18 protein-coding genes and 3 pseudogenes are annotated in these 19,499 nt (G+C 58.8%); 12 read left to right on the top strand and 9 right to left on the bottom strand.

The window, feature by feature from the left end; translation table 11 throughout:
- Nucleotides 1-35: 35 nt before the first annotated feature.
- Together ACZ5WQ_RS00200 and dinG are read right to left on the bottom strand one after the other, a co-directional pair.
- Complete coding sequence (locus ACZ5WQ_RS00200; RefSeq protein WP_464382871.1) at nucleotides 36-1,208, bottom strand: serine hydrolase domain-containing protein; 1,173 nt, start codon at nucleotides 1,206-1,208, stop codon at nucleotides 36-38.
- 104 nt (nucleotides 1,209-1,312) lie between these two features.
- Nucleotides 1,313-3,448, bottom strand: coding sequence for an ATP-dependent DNA helicase DinG (dinG, locus tag ACZ5WQ_RS00195; protein ID WP_464382870.1), 2,136 nt, complete (start codon nucleotides 3,446-3,448; stop codon nucleotides 1,313-1,315).
- 124 nt (nucleotides 3,449-3,572) lie between these two features.
- Between dinG and ACZ5WQ_RS00190 the strand changes: the two genes are divergently transcribed.
- On the top strand, nucleotides 3,573-4,058 hold the full coding sequence (locus tag ACZ5WQ_RS00190) for a DUF6231 family protein (RefSeq protein ID WP_233049199.1): 486 nt from the start codon (nucleotides 3,573-3,575) through the stop codon (nucleotides 4,056-4,058).
- Between the two features lie 4 nt (nucleotides 4,059-4,062).
- Nucleotides 4,063-4,542: a YchJ family protein gene (locus tag ACZ5WQ_RS00185; RefSeq protein ID WP_464382869.1), complete on the top strand. Its 480-nt coding sequence runs from the start codon at nucleotides 4,063-4,065 to the stop codon at nucleotides 4,540-4,542.
- A 37-nt stretch (nucleotides 4,543-4,579) separates the two neighbouring features.
- Here the strand turns inward: ACZ5WQ_RS00185 and ACZ5WQ_RS00180 are convergent, their stop codons facing one another.
- Together ACZ5WQ_RS00180 and ACZ5WQ_RS00175 are read right to left on the bottom strand one after the other, a co-directional pair.
- Nucleotides 4,580-6,622, bottom strand: a complete 2,043-nt coding sequence (locus ACZ5WQ_RS00180; protein WP_464382868.1) for a type VI secretion system Vgr family protein — start codon at nucleotides 6,620-6,622, stop codon at nucleotides 4,580-4,582.
- A gap of 195 nt (nucleotides 6,623-6,817) precedes the next feature.
- Complete coding sequence (locus ACZ5WQ_RS00175) at nucleotides 6,818-7,381, bottom strand: P-loop NTPase family protein (RefSeq protein ID WP_335598781.1); 564 nt, start codon at nucleotides 7,379-7,381, stop codon at nucleotides 6,818-6,820.
- A 96-nt stretch (nucleotides 7,382-7,477) separates the two neighbouring features.
- On the opposite strand from ACZ5WQ_RS00175, the gene ACZ5WQ_RS00170 reads away from it, so the two are divergent.
- Nucleotides 7,478-7,948, top strand: a complete 471-nt coding sequence (locus tag ACZ5WQ_RS00170) for an LEA/WHy family protein (protein WP_269687841.1) — start codon at nucleotides 7,478-7,480, stop codon at nucleotides 7,946-7,948.
- A gap of 5 nt (nucleotides 7,949-7,953) precedes the next feature.
- Complete coding sequence (locus ACZ5WQ_RS00165) at nucleotides 7,954-8,394, top strand: DUF2489 domain-containing protein (protein ID WP_228245887.1); 441 nt, start codon at nucleotides 7,954-7,956, stop codon at nucleotides 8,392-8,394.
- A gap of 135 nt (nucleotides 8,395-8,529) precedes the next feature.
- Here the strand turns inward: ACZ5WQ_RS00165 and ACZ5WQ_RS00160 are convergent, their stop codons facing one another.
- A complete protein-coding gene (locus ACZ5WQ_RS00160; RefSeq protein WP_088275669.1) occupies nucleotides 8,530-9,312 on the bottom strand; it encodes an SDR family oxidoreductase in 783 nt (260 codons plus the stop codon).
- Nucleotides 9,313-9,454: 142 nt separating this feature from the next.
- Between ACZ5WQ_RS00160 and ACZ5WQ_RS00155 the strand changes: the two genes are divergently transcribed.
- Nucleotides 9,455-9,892 (top strand): hypothetical protein, encoded by a 438-nt coding sequence (locus ACZ5WQ_RS00155; protein WP_335600105.1) that lies wholly within the window; start codon nucleotides 9,455-9,457, stop codon nucleotides 9,890-9,892.
- On the opposite strand, the pseudogene ACZ5WQ_RS00150 reads toward ACZ5WQ_RS00155, so the two are convergent.
- From ACZ5WQ_RS00150 to intI1, 3 genes and pseudogenes are all read right to left on the bottom strand, one after another.
- Nucleotides 9,889-10,236 (bottom strand): annotated as a pseudogene (locus ACZ5WQ_RS00150) (DinB/UmuC family translesion DNA polymerase); the annotation flags it as partial. The gene ACZ5WQ_RS00155 and the pseudogene ACZ5WQ_RS00150 overlap by 4 nt on opposite strands.
- A gap of 159 nt (nucleotides 10,237-10,395) precedes the next feature.
- Entirely contained in the window at nucleotides 10,396-11,826 is a 1,431-nt protein-coding gene (locus ACZ5WQ_RS00145) for an IS1182 family transposase (protein WP_042858281.1), read from the bottom strand.
- Between the two features lie 175 nt (nucleotides 11,827-12,001).
- Nucleotides 12,002-13,015, bottom strand: coding sequence for a class 1 integron integrase IntI1 (intI1, locus tag ACZ5WQ_RS00140; protein WP_000845048.1), 1,014 nt, complete (start codon nucleotides 13,013-13,015; stop codon nucleotides 12,002-12,004).
- Between the two features lie 244 nt (nucleotides 13,016-13,259).
- On the opposite strand from intI1, the pseudogene ACZ5WQ_RS00135 reads away from it, so the two are divergent.
- From ACZ5WQ_RS00135 to ACZ5WQ_RS00115, 5 genes and pseudogenes are all read left to right on the top strand, one after another.
- Nucleotides 13,260-13,340, top strand: a pseudogene (locus ACZ5WQ_RS00135) (SMR family transporter); the annotation flags it as partial.
- 110 nt (nucleotides 13,341-13,450) lie between these two features.
- On the top strand, nucleotides 13,451-13,618 hold the full coding sequence (locus ACZ5WQ_RS00130) for a rubredoxin (RefSeq protein ID WP_090240746.1): 168 nt from the start codon (nucleotides 13,451-13,453) through the stop codon (nucleotides 13,616-13,618).
- Between the two features lie 317 nt (nucleotides 13,619-13,935).
- Nucleotides 13,936-14,103: a rubredoxin gene (locus ACZ5WQ_RS00125; protein WP_096825626.1), complete on the top strand. Its 168-nt coding sequence runs from the start codon at nucleotides 13,936-13,938 to the stop codon at nucleotides 14,101-14,103.
- A gap of 64 nt (nucleotides 14,104-14,167) precedes the next feature.
- A complete protein-coding gene (locus ACZ5WQ_RS00120) occupies nucleotides 14,168-15,316 on the top strand; it encodes an NAD(P)/FAD-dependent oxidoreductase (protein ID WP_096825627.1) in 1,149 nt (382 codons plus the stop codon).
- Nucleotides 15,317-15,448: 132 nt separating this feature from the next.
- Nucleotides 15,449-15,580 (top strand): annotated as a pseudogene (locus ACZ5WQ_RS00115) (HU family DNA-binding protein); the annotation flags it as partial.
- Nucleotides 15,581-16,149: 569 nt separating this feature from the next.
- Here the strand turns inward: ACZ5WQ_RS00115 and ACZ5WQ_RS00110 are convergent.
- The gene (locus tag ACZ5WQ_RS00110; RefSeq protein WP_464382867.1) at nucleotides 16,150-17,070 is read right to left on the bottom strand and encodes a LysR family transcriptional regulator; all 921 of its coding nucleotides are present in this window, start codon (nucleotides 17,068-17,070) and stop codon (nucleotides 16,150-16,152) included.
- A gap of 180 nt (nucleotides 17,071-17,250) precedes the next feature.
- Here ACZ5WQ_RS00110 and ACZ5WQ_RS00105 point away from each other — a divergent pair, with 180 nt between their 5' ends.
- The gene (locus ACZ5WQ_RS00105) at nucleotides 17,251-18,246 is read left to right on the top strand and encodes an IS5 family transposase (protein ID WP_464382866.1); all 996 of its coding nucleotides are present in this window, start codon (nucleotides 17,251-17,253) and stop codon (nucleotides 18,244-18,246) included.
- Between the two features lie 165 nt (nucleotides 18,247-18,411).
- Nucleotides 18,412-19,359: a sterol desaturase family protein gene (locus tag ACZ5WQ_RS00100; RefSeq protein ID WP_464382865.1), complete on the top strand. Its 948-nt coding sequence runs from the start codon at nucleotides 18,412-18,414 to the stop codon at nucleotides 19,357-19,359.
- The last annotated feature ends 140 nt before the right edge of the window (nucleotides 19,360-19,499 follow it).

The following is a 19,499-nucleotide window of genomic DNA, read 5'->3' as shown; positions in this document are numbered from 1 at the left end:
CCGCACATTGATACAGCGCAGGCTTTGCGCAGAGGTCAGTCGATCGACTGCAGACAGCGATACACCGCCTGGCTGAGCGCGACCGCACGCGGGTCCATCAGCACATAGGGCCCCATGGTATTGGTGACGTAGCCGAAGCCGACTTTGGCGTCCGGATCACAGAAGCCCAGAGAACCGCCTGCACCGGGGTGGCCGAAGGCGTTCTTGCCCATGCCGAAGCTGCCGCCAGGCCCTTCGTGCTCCAGCATCACACCCAGACCAAAGCGGGTCTGACACAGCAGCGTGCGGTCGTCACCGGCACTATGTTCCTGCTGCATCTGCTTGACCAGCTCGGCATCCAGCAGGCTGACGCCATCGAGCTGACCGTCGTGCGCCAGCAGTTGCCAGAAACGCGCCAGCGAGCGGGCGTTGCCGGTGCCGTTGGCCGACAGAATATCGGCTTGCTGCCACTCACGGCGGTTGGTGCTGGTCATCATGCTCGAAGGGTTGCCAAAGGCTTTGGCCGTCATGCTGTCGGGTTGCCCCATGGCCGCGAACAGGCGGCGTGCCCCATCGTCACCATACTGATTACGCAAACGCGATACCGAGGCGATGCGCTCCAGGTCCTGATCCGGCACCCCAATGAAGAAATCCATGCCCAGCGGCTGACAGATACTGCCGGCAATCGCCTGGCCGGGACGCAGGCCAGTCAGACGGCGCAGCGGCTCGCCCAGCAACCAGGCGTAGGTGACCGGCGCATAGCCGTGCTGTTCACCCGGCGTCCACCAAGGCTGCTGCGCAGCCAGCGCGGCGCTCATGGTGTCCCACTCGAACAGAGCTTCGGGCGGCAAGGTCTCGCTGACAGCCGACAGGCCGGAACGATGACTGAGGATCTGGCGCAGGGTGACTGACGCCTTGCCGGCCTGGGCAAACTCGGGCCAGACCGCCGCCAGCGGTGCGTCAAGCTCCAGCTTGCCAGCGGCCACCTGCTGCAGCAAAGCGACCGCACCGAGCGGCTTGGTGCAGGAGAACACGTTGACCAGAGTGTCCTGCTCCCAGACTGCCTGATTGTCCTTGTCACGCACGCCCTGCCAGAGATCCAGCACGGTTTCGCCGCCAACGGTGACGCATAGCGCGGCGCCACGGGCCTGCTCGTCCTGCTGCTGTTCGGCGAACAGCTCGCGTACCGACTCGAAACGGGGATCAAAGTAGCCCTGAATAGTGCTCATCATGCGGTCCTTGTTGTCTTGTTTTGCCCATTAAAGCGAAGCTGCCGACGCATGGCAGCCATCATCAGTTGCCCTGTCGATAGCCCATCGCTCAGGCTGATGACTCAATCGATCTCGCGACGGAACGGCGGCAGCGCATTGAGAATCGCCTTGCCATAGCGCTGGGTCACCAGCCGGCGGTCCAGCACGGTGACGGTACCGCTGTCGCTCTCGGTGCGCAGCAAACGACCGCAGGCCTGAATCAGCCGCAAGCTGGCGTCCGGCACGGCGATTTCCATAAACGGATTGCCGCCGTTCTTTTCGATCCACTCGGCCAGCGCGGCTTCAACCGGATCGTCCGGTACGGCAAAGGGAATCTTCGCTATCACCACGTGTTCGCAATACTTGCCCGGCAAATCGACTCCTTCGGCAAAACTCGCCAGACCGAAGATCACGCTCTGCTTGCCGTCATCGACCTGCTTGCGATGCTGGCGGATCAGCTCCTGCTTGGACAGATCGCCCTGCACCAGCACCCGCTGACGAAACTCGGCGGGCACCCCGGCAAACACCTCCAGCATCTGCTTGCGCGAAGAGAACAGCACCAAGCTGCCGCGCTCATCGGCCAGAATCTCCGGCAGGTGCTCAATGATCGCAGCCGTATGGGCGACGCTGTCGCGCGGGTCGGCTCCATAATTGGGCACACGCAACAGCCCGGCCTCACCATGCTTGAACGGGCTGGGGGCCAGCGCGCAGACCGCGCTGCGCGGCAAACCGGCGCGGTGACTGAAGCGGTCGAACTTGCCCAGCGCGGTCAGCGTTGCCGAGGTGGCCAGCGCCGCGAAGGCTGGATTCCAGAGGTACTGACGCAGGGTGTCAGCGGCCAGAATGGGGCTTACGTGGACTTCGATGTCGCCGCCTTCGGTCAGGGTCAGCCAGCGCGCGGTCGGCGGCTTGCCCTCCGGGTCCTGCAGGCAGAACTGGGTCCACAGCGTCCAATTGGCCTCGGCTCGCGCCTGCAGCGCGCCAAACAGCGGGTACCACTCCTCGGCCTGAGACTCGGAGACGCCGATGGTCGCTTCGCCATCCATCGCCTCCTTGAGCATATCGACGATGCGCTGTAACTGGTCGCTCAAGCGGCCAAAGCCGGCCTTCAGCTCCATGCCCATCTCGCACAGCTCGTCAGGCACTTCACCATTCTCGAAGCGGTATTGCGGGCGGATGTTGCCGCCCAGATCCTCAGCACTGGCAAAGTCGGCGACGCCGCCCAGTGCCTGCTGCATGAACTGCTGATGCGGTTTCAGATCACGGGCGGTAGTCGGCACCTGCTCCAGCACGCGGCCCAGATCGCCGGGCAGCGGATGCTGCGCGAGCAGCTTGCTGAGGTTCTTGTCGATCTGGTCGAGCCACTCGGCGGTCGCATGCAAGCGAGTATGGTGGGCGAAATGGCCAATCGCCTTGTCCGGCAGGTGGTGCGCCTCATCGAATACATAGAGGCAGTCACGCGGGTCGGGCAGAATCGCGCCGCCACCCAGCGCTAGATCCGCCAGCACCAGGTCGTGATTGGTGACGATGACATCGACCTTCTGCACGCCCTCGCGGGCCTTGTAGAACACGCATTGCTGAAAGTGCCCGCAGCGGCGGTTACTGCACTGGATATGGTCGGTGGTCAGCCGCGACCAGTCCTGATCCTCCAGCGCCTCGGGCCAGGAGTCGCGCTCACCGTCCCATTTGTTGCCACCGAGCGCCTCGACCATGCGAGTGTAGAGTTTGAGTCCGGCCTCATCCACGTCAATGCGGAAGCCGTCATCGGCAAAGATCTGCTGCTGATCAGCCATCGACTGGTTTTCGCGCAGCAGGTTGTCGAGCTTGGCCAGGCAGACATAGCGGCCGCGCCCCTTGGCCAGCGAGAAGCCAAACTTGAGACCGGAGTTGCGCAGAATATCCGGCAAGTCCTTGAGAACGATCTGCTCCTGCAGCGCCACGGTTGCCGTGGAAATCACCAGCGGTTTGCCCAGATGGCGGGCAATCGGAATCGCCGCCAGGCAATAGGCTACGGTCTTGCCGGTACCGGTACCCGCCTCAATCACCGCGACCGCCGGATCACCATCACGATGCCCCTCCTCGTCCAGCGCAACATTGCCGAAGACCTTGGCGACCTCGGCAATCATCACGCGCTGGCCGTAGCGCGGCTTCAGCGACTTGTTTTCCAGAAAGGTGCGATAGGCCGTCTGGATCTGGCCTTTGAGTTCATCGTTCAGCATGCGGGCTCCGGATCAGCCGGCGATCATACCATTCAACGCCGCCGAGCTGGACCGCCGGTGCTTGCATCAACACCGGCCAGCACCTACCCTGCTGCGCTGAATCCGTTCACAGTCGAGTCTTCCGATGAGCGCCACGCCAACGTCATCCCTGCTGGGCATCCTCCAGCACTATCGCCCCGCGAGCCTGCTCTGCGTCAGCCGCAGCGAGATCCCGGCCGTAAAGGCCTGGTTGCAGGAACACCCGGATTGTCGGGTCAGCAGCACAGATGACGTCCCGCTGAGCGACGACCTGCGCAATCAACGCTACGACCTGGCCATTGTCGCCGATCAGCTCGAGCACCTCGACAAACGCACCGCTACCGAACTGCTCGCCGGCCTGCGCAACCTCTCTGCCAGCCGGATTGCGGTGCTGGTCGACATGGAACGCATTGACGACTGGCAGGAGAATGACTTCTACGCCCTCGCCCTGCAGCGTCACGCGCGTTTCAGCCAGGATGGCCAGAGCCTGACGCTCTATGCCTACGATCTGGCCGAGTACAAGAGCGTACCGGACTGGTTGAACTCCAAGTACTGGGCCAACCCGGAGATGTTCGACAAATACTGGTGGTAACGCGATGACTCCAACCCTCACCGCCGCTGCGCCCTGCCCCTGCGGCAGCGGTCAACGTTATGGCGACTGCTGCCAGCCGCTTCATCAGGGCAAGGCTGCCCCGAGCGCCGAGCGCCTGATGCGCTCACGCTACTGCGCCTACACCCTCGGCCTGATCGATTACCTGGTCGCTACCACCATTCCCGCCCAGCAGGCGCAGCTGGATGTCGAGGCAATGCGCCAATGGAGCGAGCAGAGCCGCTGGCTCGGGCTGACGGTCGAAACAGCCACTGAGCTGCCGGGCGCAACCAGCGCACAGGTGACCTTTGTCGCCCGCTGGCAAGACCCGGACGGCAGCGCCCAGACCCACCGCGAATGCTCCGACTTCCGCCTGACTCAGGGTCGCTGGTACTTCCTCGACCCCAATCATCCGATCAAGGCAGGACGCAACGACCCCTGCCCGTGCGGGTCGGGGCGCAAGTTCAAGCAGTGCTGCGCGCGGTAAGCCCCACAGCCCACCGAAGCGTCCACTCCCAAGCACTTCAGGCGTCGGAACCAGGCTCCTCACAGATAGCGCACAGTGGCTTTCCAAGCATTAGCGCCTGGCGCTGCGCCGGCACCAGTAAACTGCCTGCCTGACTGCGATCGGCGGGCGCTGTATCGCCAGGCAAGCGCGGAGAAGCACCCGTACCCTGCCCCGGCTTGCCACCCGAGTTGATTCGCACCGTCGGGCCGCTGATGGTGACGCCGCTGGGGTCGAGCCTGATAAAGCTGCCACCGGCCTTGATGGTCAGCTCCATGCCCGCTTCGATAACAATCTTGCGACCGCTGGCCAGGTGAATTTCCCGCCCGACGTCGGCCAGCAGGGATTGACCGATACGGCAGTGTTGATTGCCGGCGATGCTGAGATGATCGCTGGATTTGAGTTCCGTCAGACGGTCGCCGTGGACGGTGCGATGCAGCTCGGCGAGGTGCTCGCTGTAATGATTGGCTGCGGTATGTTCGTGGCGCTCGTTGCCCACATGCAGCCGCTGATCATGTTCAATGCGCTGATCCCAGTCACGCTGGGCGTGGATGTAGACCTGTTCGGCCCCCTTGCGATCTTCAATGCGCAGCTCGTTGTAGCCCTCACCACCCGGTGAGCTGAGCGTTTTGAAAGAGCTGCGCGTCTTGTGCGCGGGCAGCTCGACCGGAGGTACGTGTTCGGCGTGATACAGGCAACCGGTAATCAGCGGCTGATCCGGGTCACCCTCAAGGAAGCTGACCAGCACCTCCATGCCGATGCGCGGAATGGCGATGGCGCCGTAACGATCTCCAGCCCAGCCGGACGCCACACGCAGCCAGCAGCTGGTGTGCTCGTCGGCCTGCGCTTCGCGGTCCCAGTGGAACTGGACCTTGACCCGTCCATGCTGATCGCAGTGGATCTCTTCGCCAGCGGGGCCGGTCACCACCGCGCTCTGGCTGCCGGCGATGCGCGGCTTGGGATGCTCCAGTGGCGGCCGCCAGATCGCCTGCCACGGGGTGGCCACAAAGCGGTTGCGATAGCCTTGAACAAATCCGTCGACGGCGCTTGTGTCACTGCTGATCGACTCTTCCAGCGCCTGCGGCTGCTTGCCATGGTGATGCACTTCCGTGAGTAACCAGAGATCGTTCCAGTCGTCGCGCAGATGCCCGGTCAGGGGCAGAAAATGCCCGCTGCGCAGGTCCGGCCGGTCGCTTTCACCACGCGCCTCGCGCTGATGGCTGCGGTGGCGTTCCAGCTGAATCCGGCTTAGCTGCCTGCCACGGTTGCGATCGCTGAAGCCACCGGGGTAGTCGTAATCCTCCAGCGCGGGCTGGGTTTGCGCCGGCTTGCCCTCGAGCTGAGCGTCCGCCTCAAGCAGCAGATGCGGCGTTTCAAAGTTGTAGTCCCGACGACTGACCCGGTCGGGCCGAGTGGCAGCAGTCAGACTGAAGCGTTTTACCACTGGCTGGTCGGCGACCATACCGGAGCCCTGGCTGAAGCCGATCGACTCCAGTTGAGGAAAGCTGGTCTGATCATCACCGAACACCAGCACGTGACCCTGCCGACTGTGCTCAAAGTGAAAATGCAGCCCCTCTTCCTCACACAAGCGCTGAATAAAGTGCAGATCGGTTTCGTCGTACTGGGTGCAGTAGCGTCGCTCGCCGAGGTCGGCACTAAGACTGAAGCGCCAGGCATCGCTGTGGATGGCATTTTCCCGCAGCACGCAGCTGATGATCTGCTCAACTGACTGATGTTGAAAGATGCGCTGGTTGGTTCGGTATTCAAGGTAACCGAGCTGAGGACTCAGCCTCAGTTGGTAACGGGTCAGCCGGCGGCCAGACTCGCCTTGGGTAAACCGGGTAATAAAGCCGTGCAACCCACCACCGGGGCTGATTTCCAGCCAGGCCGGCAGATGCAGCAGGCTGGCGGGGTCGATATCGGCGCGCTCGCTGACCAGCGTCAGCTCGATGGCATACGGCTGATTAAGCCGCTCCACACCAGTGAACTCAAGCACGCTGAAATCATGCTCGACAGCGTCGATATGCAACGCAAAATGGGCTTCGTTTGCTGGAGAGAACATCCGTGTTCCTTGCTGTGCGATCCATGCCGCGCCGACGACTTTTGCCGACGGCGCTGATGCACAGCTTAAGGACAGAAAAGTGGCAGAGCAGGTGTATAAACCCGGGAAATCGAAGGAGTCGACATTTTGCAAACAAAACAGCGGGCCAAATGCGCCGAAGCCAGGCCGTGAGCAGACCGGCCCGGCAGAGACTCATCAGTCATCAACGAGCTTGAGATGATCCACATTGGGAACCTGCACTGCATCGTCGCGCTTGATCTCGCCCATGTCACTGCCAACCGGCGCCAGGGTCAGTGCCGACAGATCGATAGGCAGCGCCGTATGCGGGTTGTACTCGTCCTGCAGATCGGCACCCAGCGGCGCGATACCGAAGTCAGGAGCCTCCACATCACTGAACGCGGCCATGTATTCGTCTCGAGGCACGACGCGCGAGGACCGCTCCGGTTCAGCCTCAACCGGCTGCGACACAGGCTTGGCTGGCTCAGAGGGCGCTGAAGATTCCGAAGCGGACGGAGCTACGGATGTCGGCTCATCCATCGCCACGATGCTGCACTGCGCCCCCGCACGCTCGAGCGCAATGCGGTATTTCTCGGCGGCAACCTGATCAAGCCCCTGTTTGATCACGATGCGACGACCGGAAAACAGCGTATCCAGCTGGGCTCCGGAGACCTGAAACAGCTTGCCTACATTGGCCCGTACCTGCTCAGGCGCGGCGCCTTGTTGCACCTGGCCTTGAAAAACCACCTCGAAACGCGTCATCTTGTCACTCCCTGTACGCAAAACAGGGTTAAAGTATGGTCCAGGCTGCGCAACAACTCCATACACAAAGCAGCCTGCACGGGGAGAGGGGACGCGATGAGAGCGCGGTTGCTGGGGATCATGACGCTGATTGGCTGCATGCTGCTGCATGGCTGTGCCGTATTCAGCCCGTCCTACACCAAGCCGGAGGTCAGTCTGGCGAATGTCGAGATGCTCAAGTCCAATCTCTGGGAGCAATCTTTTCGCCTCAAGCTGCGGGTCGACAACCCCAACGACCGGGTACTGCCGATTCGCGGCATGCACTATCAGGTCTATCTCAACAACATGAAACTGGCCACCGGGGTCAGCAACAACCGCTTTGACGTGCCGGCTTACGGCTCCTCCTATTTCGAGCTGGATGTACGCTCCAACCTGTGGCGTCATATCGCCGACCTGATCAAGCTGGTAGATAAACAGAAACCGGTCGATTACCGTATCGATGGCAACATCCGCACCGGCATGTTGCTGGCGCCCAGCATCAATCTGCACGAGGAAGGGACGCTGGATCCCTCACAACTGAGCTTCTGACACCCATGCAAACTCACTACTGGCTGATTGCCGCCGGCATTCTCATCATTCTGGCGCTGGCGACCTACGCCTGGACCCTATGGCGCAAGGTGTGGCAGCAGGACGAAGCCCGTGCCAAGGCACTGGAAGCGCGCAACGACCGGCTAAGCGGCGACATTCGCATCATCGCCCAGAGCCTGCTTGACGGCCAGGTGCCCACTATTGAAGGCGCCATTCGCATCAAGGTGCTGCTGGATAACTATCAGGGGGAGCGCCGCGAGGGGCTGGACGTGGCAGTCTTTGATCTGATCTACGAGCAGACCGCACATATTCCGACCCATCAGGCCTGGAAGGATCTCAGCCGCGCCGAGCGCAAGCTGCATCTGCGCCTGATGGACACGCTGGAACGCGACCATCGCCCTGCCGTCGAAGCAGCGGCACGGGCACTGAGCAAAGGCGTCAACTGACCTGCACGGGGCCCGCCATGCGCCGTGTCAACGCGCGCGGACGCAGTATGCTGCGTCCCTACGCAAGGTCGTGGTGCCTACCCGTTCGTAGGGACGCGACATGTCGCGTCCGCACCGGTCAGCGAATACGCCTGTTCAGACGACCGAATTGCCGCCGTCGACAGCCAGTGCCTGACCGGTCACGTGACGGGACATTTCAGTCGCAAAGAACACCGCAGCGCCCTTGATGTCCTCATCACCACCGATGCGACCCAGTGGCGTGCCTTCCTTGATCATCTCGCTGACCTTGTCCAGGCCTTTTGCCAGCTTGGTCGGGAAGTAGCCCGGGCAGATCGCGTTGACGTTGATGTTGTAACGACCCCACTCGCCAGCCAGTGCGCGGGTCAGGTTGATTGCCGCGGCCTTGGAGGTGTTGTAGGCAGACGTGAACACGCCGGAGTTGGCACGATTGCCCTTGAAGCCGGCGATGGAGGCGATGTTGATGATCTTGCCGGACTTGCGCGGGATCATGAAACGGCGCGCCACTTCCTGTGCAACCAGGAAGCAGACGTCCACGTTCAGGGTCATGACTTTCTGCCAGCCTTCGTAGCTGTGTTCTTCTGCCGGCTGCCCCCAAGTAGTGCCCGCATTGTTGACCAGCACGTCAACGGTGCCGAAGGCCGCTTCACAGGCGTCTACCAGGGTCTTGACCGGGTTGCTGTCCAGTTTGCCCAGATCACAGGCGATACCGGCGGCTTCGACGCCCTGGCTTTTCAGTTCAGCGACGACGGCTTCAATCTCGGCAGCATTACGCGCACTGATGAACACCTTGGCACCCAGTTCGCCGAACGCTTCTGCCATCTGCAGACCCAGACCTTTGGTACCACCGGTGATCAGGGCGACCTTGCCGCTCAGATCGAACATTTGCTTGACGCTCATGTGAACTCCTCGTTGTGAATACGTAAAAGACCGCGCCATGATAATCACTGCCCCGTCCCGGACCGACCATCAGTGATGCGGGTGATATGCCGCTACACTCCGGTGTTATCATGCGCGCCCCACCGACCAGCGAGCCCCTACCATGGCAGAACACGATTTTCGCCGCACGGCACTGAATCCGTCACACACCCTGATTGAATGTCGCACCCTGAACGCCGGGCTGTTTCAGGTCACCGGTCAGGGCGGCGGCGTGCAGCCCGGCGACCAGCTGATCTGCACGATCAAGGGTAGTCGCGATCTGCCCATGCGCCTGGTGGTCGACAAGATTCGCTATCTGATCAACCCGCCGGGCCAGTGGACCGCGTCGGCGCGCGGGCCGGACCTGCGCGGCCAAAGTGTACTGGGCTGGTCGATTACCTGTGATGAGTGCGGCCGCGAGCAACCGTTCGAGTTTCTTGTTGCCGACCGGGACGATCTGAACGCCCGCACCGCCAAGGCGGTCACGCGTATCAGTGAGCTGGGCTGGCAGCCGCGCGGCGACAACCACCTGTGCCCCAAGTGCGCCAGAGAGGCGCGCTAGAACAGCTTGAGCTGTTCTCCCAGCTGAGCGTGACTGCTGTCCAGCCGCACGCCCACGCCGATCAGCCGCACCGCACAATTGCCACGGGCAAACGCCTGAGCGCAGAGCTCGGCGTAGCCGGCCGGGGTAATCGGTGCCCCGGCCTGCTCCAATGTGGTCTGGGTGAAGTCGTGAAACTTGAGTTTGATGAATGGCTTGCTGACCCGGTAACTGCCCTCCAGCCGGCCGATGCGCTCGGCCAGCTTGTCCAGCAGCGGCGGCAACGCCGCCAGGCAGGCGTCCAGATCAGGCAGATCGTGCTCGTAGGTATTCTCGACGCTGACCGACTGACGGCGGCTTTCAACCCAGAGTGTGTAAAAACACTTTCGCATCTTGGGTGCCTCAGCCCAGTGCTCCTGGGCGAGGCGGTTTCCCAAGCAAATAGCCGCGATCAGCGCCAATAGCGCGTCAGAGCGTTTATGAAGCGCTTTGGCACCTCTTGGAGCAGCAAAAGCTGGGGCTTTTTACGCCGTCATCGCCTTCAACAGGCCTTCGGTGCCGATGATTTTCATCACCCGTTTCAAGTTGTAGGCGAGCACATTCAAGCTCATCTCCGTACTCACCCCGTTCAGCTTTCGGGTCAGGAAGTGCGTTGCGCCCATCCATTGTTTGAGCGTGCCGAAGGGATGCTCAACAGTCCGTTTTCGAACCCGCATCATATCCGGTGCTTGGTTCAACCGGCGCTGCATTTCCTCCAGCACTGCTTCATGCTCCCAGCGCCTTACTCGACGATTTGTGCTTGGTGTGCACTGGGTTTTCAGCGCACAACTCTGGCACTTAGAACTCCAGTAACAGTGCATATTCATGCCTTTCTCAACGCTGGAGAATCGCCAGATCAGGGCCTCTCCCGCCGGGCAGGTGTATTCGTTTTTCGTCGCGTCATACACGAAGGCATCTTTGTTGAATCGGCCTTCTGCTTTAGCACTGGAGGTCATCGGCTTCGGCACGTAGGCGGTGATGTTTGCGTCGTGACAGGCCAGGATTTCCTCGCCTTTGAAGTAGCCTCGGTCGGCGACTACCGACAACGTTTCTGCGCCGATAGCTTCACGTGCTTGCTTCGCCATTGAACTGAGTTGGTCACGGTCGGAACCGCTGTTGGTGACCTCGTGAGCAACGATCAAATGGTGCTGCGTATCGACCGCCGTCTGCACGTTGTAGCCGACGATACCGCTGCCGCGCGTCATCATCGAGCGGGCATCCGGGTCGGTCAGCGAAACCTGTTTATCTGGCGACTCGTTGAGCTGAGTTTCGATCTCCTGAAGCTCTTTCATCTGCGCTCTGAGCTTGGTTATTTTCTCTTCCAAGCTCGCAGTGTCTGGCGCAGAGGCGCTAGGAATCTGCCGATCAGCCGCATCGAGCGCGGCCAAATAGCGGCTGATGCTCGCCTCGATTTCTTCCATGCGCCGCTTCAGTTTGGCGCTGGTGAAATTGCGGTCACGGTTGTTCACTGCCTTGAATTTGCTGCCGTCGATGGCAACCAGGTTTTCGCCAAACAACCCCAACTGCTGGCAGAGCAAAACGAACTGGCGGCAGACGCCGCGAATGGCCTTGCTGTTGTCTTTTCGGAAGTTGGCGATGGTCTTGAAATCGGGCATCAAACGCCCGGTTAGCCACATGAGTTCGACGTTGCGCTGGGCTTCTCGCTCAAGACGTCGGCTCGATTGAATGCGGTTCAAGTAGCCGTAGATATAAATCTTCAGGAGGATCGCAGGGTGGTAGGCAGGTCTGCCGGTTTCGGCTGGAATGACCCCATCAAAACCTAGTTTGGCCAAGTCGAGTTCATCGACGAAAACGTCGACTACCCGAACCGGATTGGTATCGCTGACATAGTCGTCGAGGCTTTCGGGAAGTAAGGTGCTTTGACCTCGGTGTTCACCCTGGATAAACCGTTTCATGGGCTTCCCTTGCGATGAGATTTTCAGAAATCATAGCAAGGGTTCACCGGGGCGTTTTTACACACTCTGGGCCATCAGCGGACGCAGGGAGGACTTTCCGCAACCGGCCGTTCGATGCGGCACCGATGGCCTTCGCGCAGGGGTAGTGAATCCGCCAGGATTGACTTGCGCTGCCCTACCTCTCACTAGTGAGGGGCGGCAGCGCATCAAGCGGTGAGCGCACTCCGGCACCGCCAACTTTCAGCACATGCGTGTAAATCATCGTCGTAGAGACGTCGGAATGGCCGAGCAGATCCTGCACGGTTCGAATGTCGTAACCGCTGCGGAGCAAGGCCGTCGCGAACGAGTGGCGGAGGGTGTGCGGTGTGGCGGGCTTCGTGATGCCTGCTTGTTCTACGGCACGTTTGAAGGCGCGCTGAAAGGTCTGGTCATACATGTGATGGCGACGCACGACACCGCTCCGTGGATCGGTCGAATGCGTGTGCTGCGCAAAAACCCAGAACCACGGCCAGGAATGCCCGGCGCGCGGATACTTCCGCTCAAGGGCGTCGGGAAGCGCAACGCCGCTGCGGCCCTCGGCCTGGTCCTTCAGCCACCATGCCCGTGCACGCGACAGCTGCTCGCGCAGGCTGGGTGCCAAGCTCTCGGGTAACATCAAGGCCCGATCCTTGGAGCCCTTGCCCTCCCGCACGATGATCGTGCCGTGATCGAAATCCAGATCCTTGACCCGCAGTTGCAAACCCTCACTGATCCGCATGCCCGTTCCATACAGAAGCTGGGCGAACAAACGATGCTCGCCTTCCAGAAAACCGAGGATGCGAACCACTTCATCCGGGGTCAGCACCACCGGCAAGCGCCGCGACGGCCGAGGTCTTCCGATCTCCTGAAGCCAGGGCAGATCCGTGCACAGCACCTTGCCGTAGAAGAACAGCAAGGCCGCCAATGCCTGACGATGCGTGGAGACCGAAACCTTGCGCTCGTTCGCCAGCCAGGACAGAAATGCCTCGACTTCGCTGCTGCCCAAGGTTGCCGGGTGACGCACACCGTGGAAACGGATGAAGGCACGAACCCAGTGGACATAAGCCTGTTCGGTTCGTAAGCTGTAATGCAAGTAGCGTATGCGCTCACGCAACTGGTCCAGAACCTTGACCGAACGCAGCGGTGGTAACGGCGCAGTGGCGGTTTTCATGGCTTGTTATGACTGTTTTTTTGTACAGTCTATGCCTCGGGCATCCAAGCAGCAAGCGCGTTACGCCGTGGGTCGATGTTTGATGTTATGGAGCAGCAACGATGTTACGCAGCAGGGCAGTCGCCCTAAAACAAAGTTAGATGCACTAAGCACATAATTGCTCACAGCCAAACTATCAGGTCAAGTCTGCTTTTATTATTTTTAAGCGTGCATAATAAGCCCTACACAAATTGGGAGATATATCATGAAAGGCTGGCTTTTTCTTGCTATCGCAATAGTTGGCGAAGTAATCGCAACATCCGCATTAAAATCTAGCGAGGGCTTTATTTTGATTGGCCGCCCGCGAGGCGGCCTTTCTCGTCCTGCGGCTTGGCGCACCTGCGTATATACGGTAGTTTCCGCAGCGCGATAGCCGTGTGATCTCCTGAGGTAGTTATGAAGAAGTGGCAATGTGTGGTCTGTGGACTGATTTACGACGAGAGCCAGGGCTGGCCGGATGAGGGCATCGCCGCCGGTACGCTGTGGCAGGACGTCCCCGAAGACTGGCTGTGCCCTGACTGCGGCGTGGGTAAGCTGGATTTTGAAATGATCGAAATCGGCTAAGAGCCAGTCAAAGGCTGCTGTGCGTCGGCCCTACGGCGTTAAAAACAGGCTCGGCAAGCCGCTTCAGCGCGGCCCGAAGGGCGAGTGAAACGAGTAATACTCATGTACAAAAGTACACTCGAGTGCGAGCTCAGTCCGTTCTTCGCCTGTTTTGACCAGCCGGAGGCTGTTACTAACGTAGCGCCTTGCAGGACTCTAGCTCGCGAGCCTTTGAGTTCATTCTGAAAACTCTCTACGGCGATCACTGGGTCGCCGTTTTGTTTAGCGAGTGCGCATACTAAACACCCCGAACGAGCTGAATACGCGGCGAGGTGGTTATGCGCAAATGGCAGTGTGTGGTGTGCGGCTTTATCTATGACGAAGCCCTCGGTTTACCCGATGAAGGCATCGCCCCCGGCACGGCCTGGGAAGCTATTCCCGCCGATTGGCTATGCCCCGATTGTGGCGTCGGCAAGCAGGATTTCGAGATGATCGAAATCGCTTGAGGCGCGTCAGCCCTGAAATCTATTACGGCGCGCCGCAATGCGCGGCCTGTGTGAGGAATGCAGCATGAGTGCACCTGTCGTCATCGTCGGTACCGGCCTGGCCGGCTACAACCTGGCCCGTGAATTTCGCAAGCTGGACAGCGAAACCCCGCTGTTGCTGATCACCGCCGACGACGGTCGCTCGTATTCCAAACCGATGCTGTCCACCGGCTTTGCCAAAAACAAGGATGCCGATGGCCTGAGCATGGCCGAGCCGGGTACGATGGCCGAGCAGCTCAAGGCGGAAGTGCGCACCCACACCCGCATCAGCGGGATCGACCCCGGCCACCAGCAGCTGTGGATCGGTGAAGAGGCTGTGCCCTACCGCGACCTGGTGCTGGCCATGGGCGCCGAGGTGATCCGCGTGCCGGTGCCCGGTGATGCGGATGATGCGATCTTCTCGATTAATGACTTGGAAGATTACGCGCGCTTTCGCACAGCTACGGCCGGCAAGCAACGGGTGCTGCTTCTGGGCGCCGGGCTGATCGGCTGTGAGTTTGCCAATGACCTGACCCTGGGCGGCTATCAGGTTGAGCTGGTGGCGCCCTGTGAGCAGGTCATGCCTGGCTTGCTGCATCCGGCTGCTGCCGCCGCCGTGCAGGCCGGGCTGGAGGGGCTGGGCGCGCGCTTTCACCTTGGCCCCGTGCTGGCCAGCCTGAATCACCAGGGCGATGGGCTGGCAGCGCAGCTGTCCGATGGCACGCTGATAAACTGTGATCTGGTGCTGTCGGCGGTGGGTTTGCGACCACGCATCAACCTGGCGGCGGCTGCCGGGCTGGCCACCAATCGCGGCGTGGTGGTCGATCGCCAACTGCGCACTTCCCACGCCAATATCTACGCCTTGGGTGACTGCGCCGAGGTCGATGGGATCAACCTGCTCTATGTCATGCCGCTGATGGCCTGTGCCCGCGCCCTGGCGCAAACTCTGGCCGGCAACCCTAGCGCAGTAAGTTATGGCCCTATGCCGGTGACGGTTAAAACCCCGGTTTGCCCGCTGGTGGTGTCGCCGCCACCGCATGGCTTGCAAGGCGAATGGAGCGTTGAAGGCAGTGGTGCCGACATCAAAGCGTTGTGCCATGACAGCAGCGGCGCGCTGCTGGGTTACGCGCTCACCGGGGCGGCCGTTCAGGAAAAATTGGCCTTGAATAAGCGCCTGCCAGCGCTATTGGCTTAAACGGCGGCTGTTCTGTCGGATATGCCATAAAGTTGCGCCGCTTAACGGTCTGACAAGACTGGCGCAGGGCCCAATGCCATGCCATTCTCCCTCAGTCTGCCGCAGCCTAGAGCTGTTGCGGCGCCTTGGTATCTGCTCGCGCAGAGCAGCCCGGACACAACAACAAAAAACCGTAAAGAGGCATTTATGCGTAAACCGGAACTCGCCGCCGCCATCGCCGATAAGGCGGATCTGACTAAAGATCCGGATCGCGCTTCCAATGCAGCCCGAGGGCATCAAGAGCTTTTGTCACAACCATCGACCGAAGCGACTCCAGCAGCTCAGGGCTAAATGATCTCTTTGCCATCACCAACAAACCTCCATCCATCACCCCGAGGGGGAAGCCGCCCATCGGGCGGCAGGGCTACTACTTCGCGCCTTCGGCGCTGCGCGGGATGATGGATAAGTCCTGCGGACTTACCCACAACCCTTGCGGCTACTCGCATTTAAAAAATGCTGGGGCTGCTCAAAAGCGAAAGCCCCCCGGACTGCACTACGAAGAATCGACAGGCTCCAAATCCAACTGTGGGATCTCACAATTCATGAACTCAAGATCCTAGGTATTACAGGCTAGTTCTAGGATTATGAGATTTTAGAGCAAAACGAAAATCTCATAATTCGTGGGATTTTCGAGATAAAATCTCGAGGTTCGTGGACTCATATCAACACTAGCATTATTTGCCCGGTAAACTCGCGCACAATCACTAATTATTTCAAGCGATAAGGTTTTGGCTTTTTAGTATATGTTTTGCCTTCCCTGCCATTGTTTAAAGCTTTATTCAGAAACAATTACTTTATAACCCTTCAGCAAGACTTATTATGGACTCCCTGAGCCACCGATGTGCAGCATCATTGTTCAAGGAACAATGCCAAGCCATAAACACGTCAAAACAGGCATCAGGATAGGGGAACGACAGCGTACGTATGTCCTCACGTTCCATAAAATAGTCTGCCATTCTCATGGGCAGTGTGGCAATCGCGTCCGTGGCAGCAACCAATCTCGGTATAGCGACGTATTGGTTGACGCGGGCAGCCACTCGGCGACGTTCAGTGAACGGTATCCCTGGCATTCTTTCAAGCAGCGTGTGACTACTGTCACCAACTGAAAGTACCACGTGCCCCTCGCTCAAAAACTGGTTTACAGTCACCGATTTGGATAGGCGCGGGTGATTAGCGCTACAAATAACGACCAAGTCTTCACTCAGCAGTTTACAGCTTTGAATGGAGGCATTAACGGGGAGGCGAGCATCAAAGAAAAGATCCAGCTGTCCCTGTTCGAGTTGAGTTAAAACTTTAGGATCAGTATTCGGATAGTTTTGTAACGATAGGCCACCCTTGTATTTTTCCAGTGTTCGCAAAAGTTCTGGCAGCAAAAGGTGCTCCCCGTAATCCCCCATGGCGAGTTTGAAGGTACGTTCCGAACTGTCGGGATCGAAAATTTGTTTCGATTCAATCGCAATTCGGATAGAGGACAGCGCCTTGCGAATCTCAGGGTAAATTTGTACTGCATGATTACTGGGATGCATACCATTTCCGCTGCGGACAAATACTTCATCACGGAGCGTCAGTCGAAGGCGCGCAAGAGCCTGACTGACCGCCGACTGTGTCATACCAAGTTTTTCTGCAGCAGAAGATAGGCTGCCATACACCATGATAGCTTCGAACACGGTCAGTAAATTGAGATCTACGCTTCTAAGGTTTTTCATGCTCAGCATATTAGCCCCGCTAATATTTATTATTCAAGTTATTAATTAGAAAACCTCATCTCAGCGACCTATTCTCAACGCCACTACAAAAAAACATAAAGGAAACGCTGCACAAATCAGCCCTCTGCCTGATTACGCAGCCCTGAGTATAATCACCAGACACTGCCACTACCTCAGCCAAGCCACCCGATGAAGCAGATCACCTTCGCCCAAGCCGAGCATCAGAACAAGAAAAAGGTTACCCGCCGGGAACGCTTCCTGGCCGAGATGAATGTGCTGGTGCCTTGGCAGCGTCTGCTGGATGCCCTGTCGCCCTCATATTACCCAGACGCTGCCGGCAAGCGTGGCCGTCCACCGACTCCGCTAGACCGGATGCTGCGAATCTACTTCCTGCAGCAGTGGTACGGCCTGGCTGATGAAGCCCTTGAGGATGCGATTTACGACAGTCAGGCGATGCGTGATTTCGTTGGTATCGATCTCTCCATCGAAAGCGTACCGGATGCCACAACACTGCTGCGTTTCCGCCACCTGCTGGAAAGGCATTCGCTGACGCAGCGGATCTTCGAAGAGATCAACGCCAGTCTGGCAGAACGTGGTTTGTTCATGCGCGAAGGGACCATTGTCGATGCCACCATCATTGCCGCTGCACCTTCTACCAAGAACAAGGCCAAGCAGCGTGATCCGGCGATGAAGCAGACACGCAAAGGCAACCAGTGGTATTTCGGCATGAAAGCCCATATCGGTGTTGATGCGGCAACAGGTCTGACACACAGCCTGGTGGCCACCTCGGCCAACCAGGCGGACATCACAGTAGCCGCGCAGCTGCTACGTGACGGCAAGGAACCTGTCTATGCTGATGCTGGGTACACAGGACTGGGCAAGCGTCTTGGTGAGGATGATGACACGCTCCCTCCGTTGCGGATTGCTGCACGGCGCAGCACCATCAAGAAAATGGAAGATGGCCCGGAGAAGCAGATCATGCAACGCATTGAGCACTGCAAAGCGAGCATCCGCGCCAAGGTGGAACACCCGTTCCATGTGATCAAGAATCTGTTTGGTCACCGCAAGGTGCGCTACCGGGGCATGGAGAAGAATCAGGCCCAGCTGTTCAGCCTGTTTGCACTGGCCAATCTGGTGTTGGCCAAGCGGTGTTATGCAACGACTGATGGGGTTATTGCGTCTTGAACCCCGGCAATAGGGTGAAAATAAGCCGAAATGGCCAGAGTTGAAGGCGATTTGCGGAGCAATGTCGCCGAGAGCAGGTTGGCTGCATCAAAAATACCGTCGATTGGCGCTGGAACCGCGCCAATCTGAATTGATCAGCGATTCCTAAACACTAAGGAGTGTTACATGTTTGAATTTTTCAATATACCCGAGGCTGTCCAGGAGACGGGCGAAGTAGCTGCAATAGTAACGGCTCTTTTTCTGATTCTTTTCTCACTCTATGAAATCATCAGCGGTCAGACCCAGGGCGGCAAAAAAACCTGGAATGACTGGGCTATGTCTGGGATATCACTTGGCTTTCTTGCCGCTTTTCAGCGCCCGGTCCTTACCGTGGTGGTATTCCTATTGATGGCATGGCTCTTTCCAGCATACAACGGCGCCATGGCTTGGCTTGAGACACAGTACTTTTGGCCCACACTGATCATTTTTCTGCTAGTGGATGAATATTTGCACGGAAGAACCCATCTTTTCGCCCACAGCCGTAAACCGAAAAACCGATTGCTTGGAAAGGTACAGGGGTTTTACAAGGCGGCTCACCGTCCCCACCACCTCAATGGTGGACAAGACAAACGGGGAGAGATCAGCGCCAGTCAGACATTTGTTGAGAACTGGGCATGGTGGTTAATTTTGCCAAACTACTGGTTTGGGCTGGCATGCCTGTATCTGGGTTTGTATGAGGTTTTTCTTTGGGGGTCGTTATCTAAGGTTGTATGGGGAATGCACGTGCATACCAACTGGAAATGGCAATACGACCTCTGGCTTCTCAATCATCGCAACAGTTTCGTACGTAAGAGTATGCGCGCACTCTGCCATATTTTTACATTCCCGAATATGCACCATCATCACCATAGTCGTTCGGCGAACTCAGCAAAAAACATGGCCAATTTCATTTCGATCTTTGACTGGCTTCTGTGGGGCACTCTAAAAATTGAGACTGAACGCCCTGAAGTTTACGGGTGGCGACAGTATGACACCGAATCAGCTAGTGTATTACACCGTTTCTTCCGTAGCACTGAGCCACTAAAGGACCCCCACCGTGGTGAAAACGCATCTGCACATGCCAGCCAGAAATAGTACTTGGGGCTCTGACTTCAAGTCGTCAGAGCCCACGGTCCACAGCAGTTAAGCGGTCGCCTTCCCGTGCCCCTTCTTGTCATCAATACCGCTGTATTAATTAATTTTCCAAGAAGGGGTTGTACGCCGGAATCCCAGAA

This window comes from Halopseudomonas sp. T1L2, from assembly GCF_055397385.1.
This window is presented reverse-complemented; position numbering and strand designations above follow the sequence as displayed.

Coding starts and splice junctions, on each gene's coding strand:
- ACZ5WQ_RS00200 (WP_464382871.1), bottom strand. CDS start 1,208: ATGAGCACTATTCAGGGCTACTTTGATCCCCGTTTCGAGTCGGTACGC.
- dinG (WP_464382870.1), bottom strand. CDS start 3,448: ATGCTGAACGATGAACTCAAAGGCCAGATCCAGACGGCCTATCGCACC.
- ACZ5WQ_RS00190 (WP_233049199.1), top strand. CDS start 3,573: ATGAGCGCCACGCCAACGTCATCCCTGCTGGGCATCCTCCAGCACTAT.
- ACZ5WQ_RS00185 (WP_464382869.1), top strand. CDS start 4,063: ATGACTCCAACCCTCACCGCCGCTGCGCCCTGCCCCTGCGGCAGCGGT.
- ACZ5WQ_RS00180 (WP_464382868.1), bottom strand. CDS start 6,622: ATGTTCTCTCCAGCAAACGAAGCCCATTTTGCGTTGCATATCGACGCT.
- ACZ5WQ_RS00175 (WP_335598781.1), bottom strand. CDS start 7,381: ATGACGCGTTTCGAGGTGGTTTTTCAAGGCCAGGTGCAACAAGGCGCC.
- ACZ5WQ_RS00170 (WP_269687841.1), top strand. CDS start 7,478: ATGAGAGCGCGGTTGCTGGGGATCATGACGCTGATTGGCTGCATGCTG.
- ACZ5WQ_RS00165 (WP_228245887.1), top strand. CDS start 7,954: ATGCAAACTCACTACTGGCTGATTGCCGCCGGCATTCTCATCATTCTG.
- ACZ5WQ_RS00160 (WP_088275669.1), bottom strand. CDS start 9,312: ATGAGCGTCAAGCAAATGTTCGATCTGAGCGGCAAGGTCGCCCTGATC.
- ACZ5WQ_RS00155 (WP_335600105.1), top strand. CDS start 9,455: ATGGCAGAACACGATTTTCGCCGCACGGCACTGAATCCGTCACACACC.
- ACZ5WQ_RS00145 (WP_042858281.1), bottom strand. CDS start 11,826: ATGAAACGGTTTATCCAGGGTGAACACCGAGGTCAAAGCACCTTACTT.
- intI1 (WP_000845048.1), bottom strand. CDS start 13,015: ATGAAAACCGCCACTGCGCCGTTACCACCGCTGCGTTCGGTCAAGGTT.
- ACZ5WQ_RS00130 (WP_090240746.1), top strand. CDS start 13,451: ATGAAGAAGTGGCAATGTGTGGTCTGTGGACTGATTTACGACGAGAGC.
- ACZ5WQ_RS00125 (WP_096825626.1), top strand. CDS start 13,936: ATGCGCAAATGGCAGTGTGTGGTGTGCGGCTTTATCTATGACGAAGCC.
- ACZ5WQ_RS00120 (WP_096825627.1), top strand. CDS start 14,168: ATGAGTGCACCTGTCGTCATCGTCGGTACCGGCCTGGCCGGCTACAAC.
- ACZ5WQ_RS00110 (WP_464382867.1), bottom strand. CDS start 17,070: ATGCTGAGCATGAAAAACCTTAGAAGCGTAGATCTCAATTTACTGACC.
- ACZ5WQ_RS00105 (WP_464382866.1), top strand. CDS start 17,251: ATGAAGCAGATCACCTTCGCCCAAGCCGAGCATCAGAACAAGAAAAAG.
- ACZ5WQ_RS00100 (WP_464382865.1), top strand. CDS start 18,412: ATGTTTGAATTTTTCAATATACCCGAGGCTGTCCAGGAGACGGGCGAA.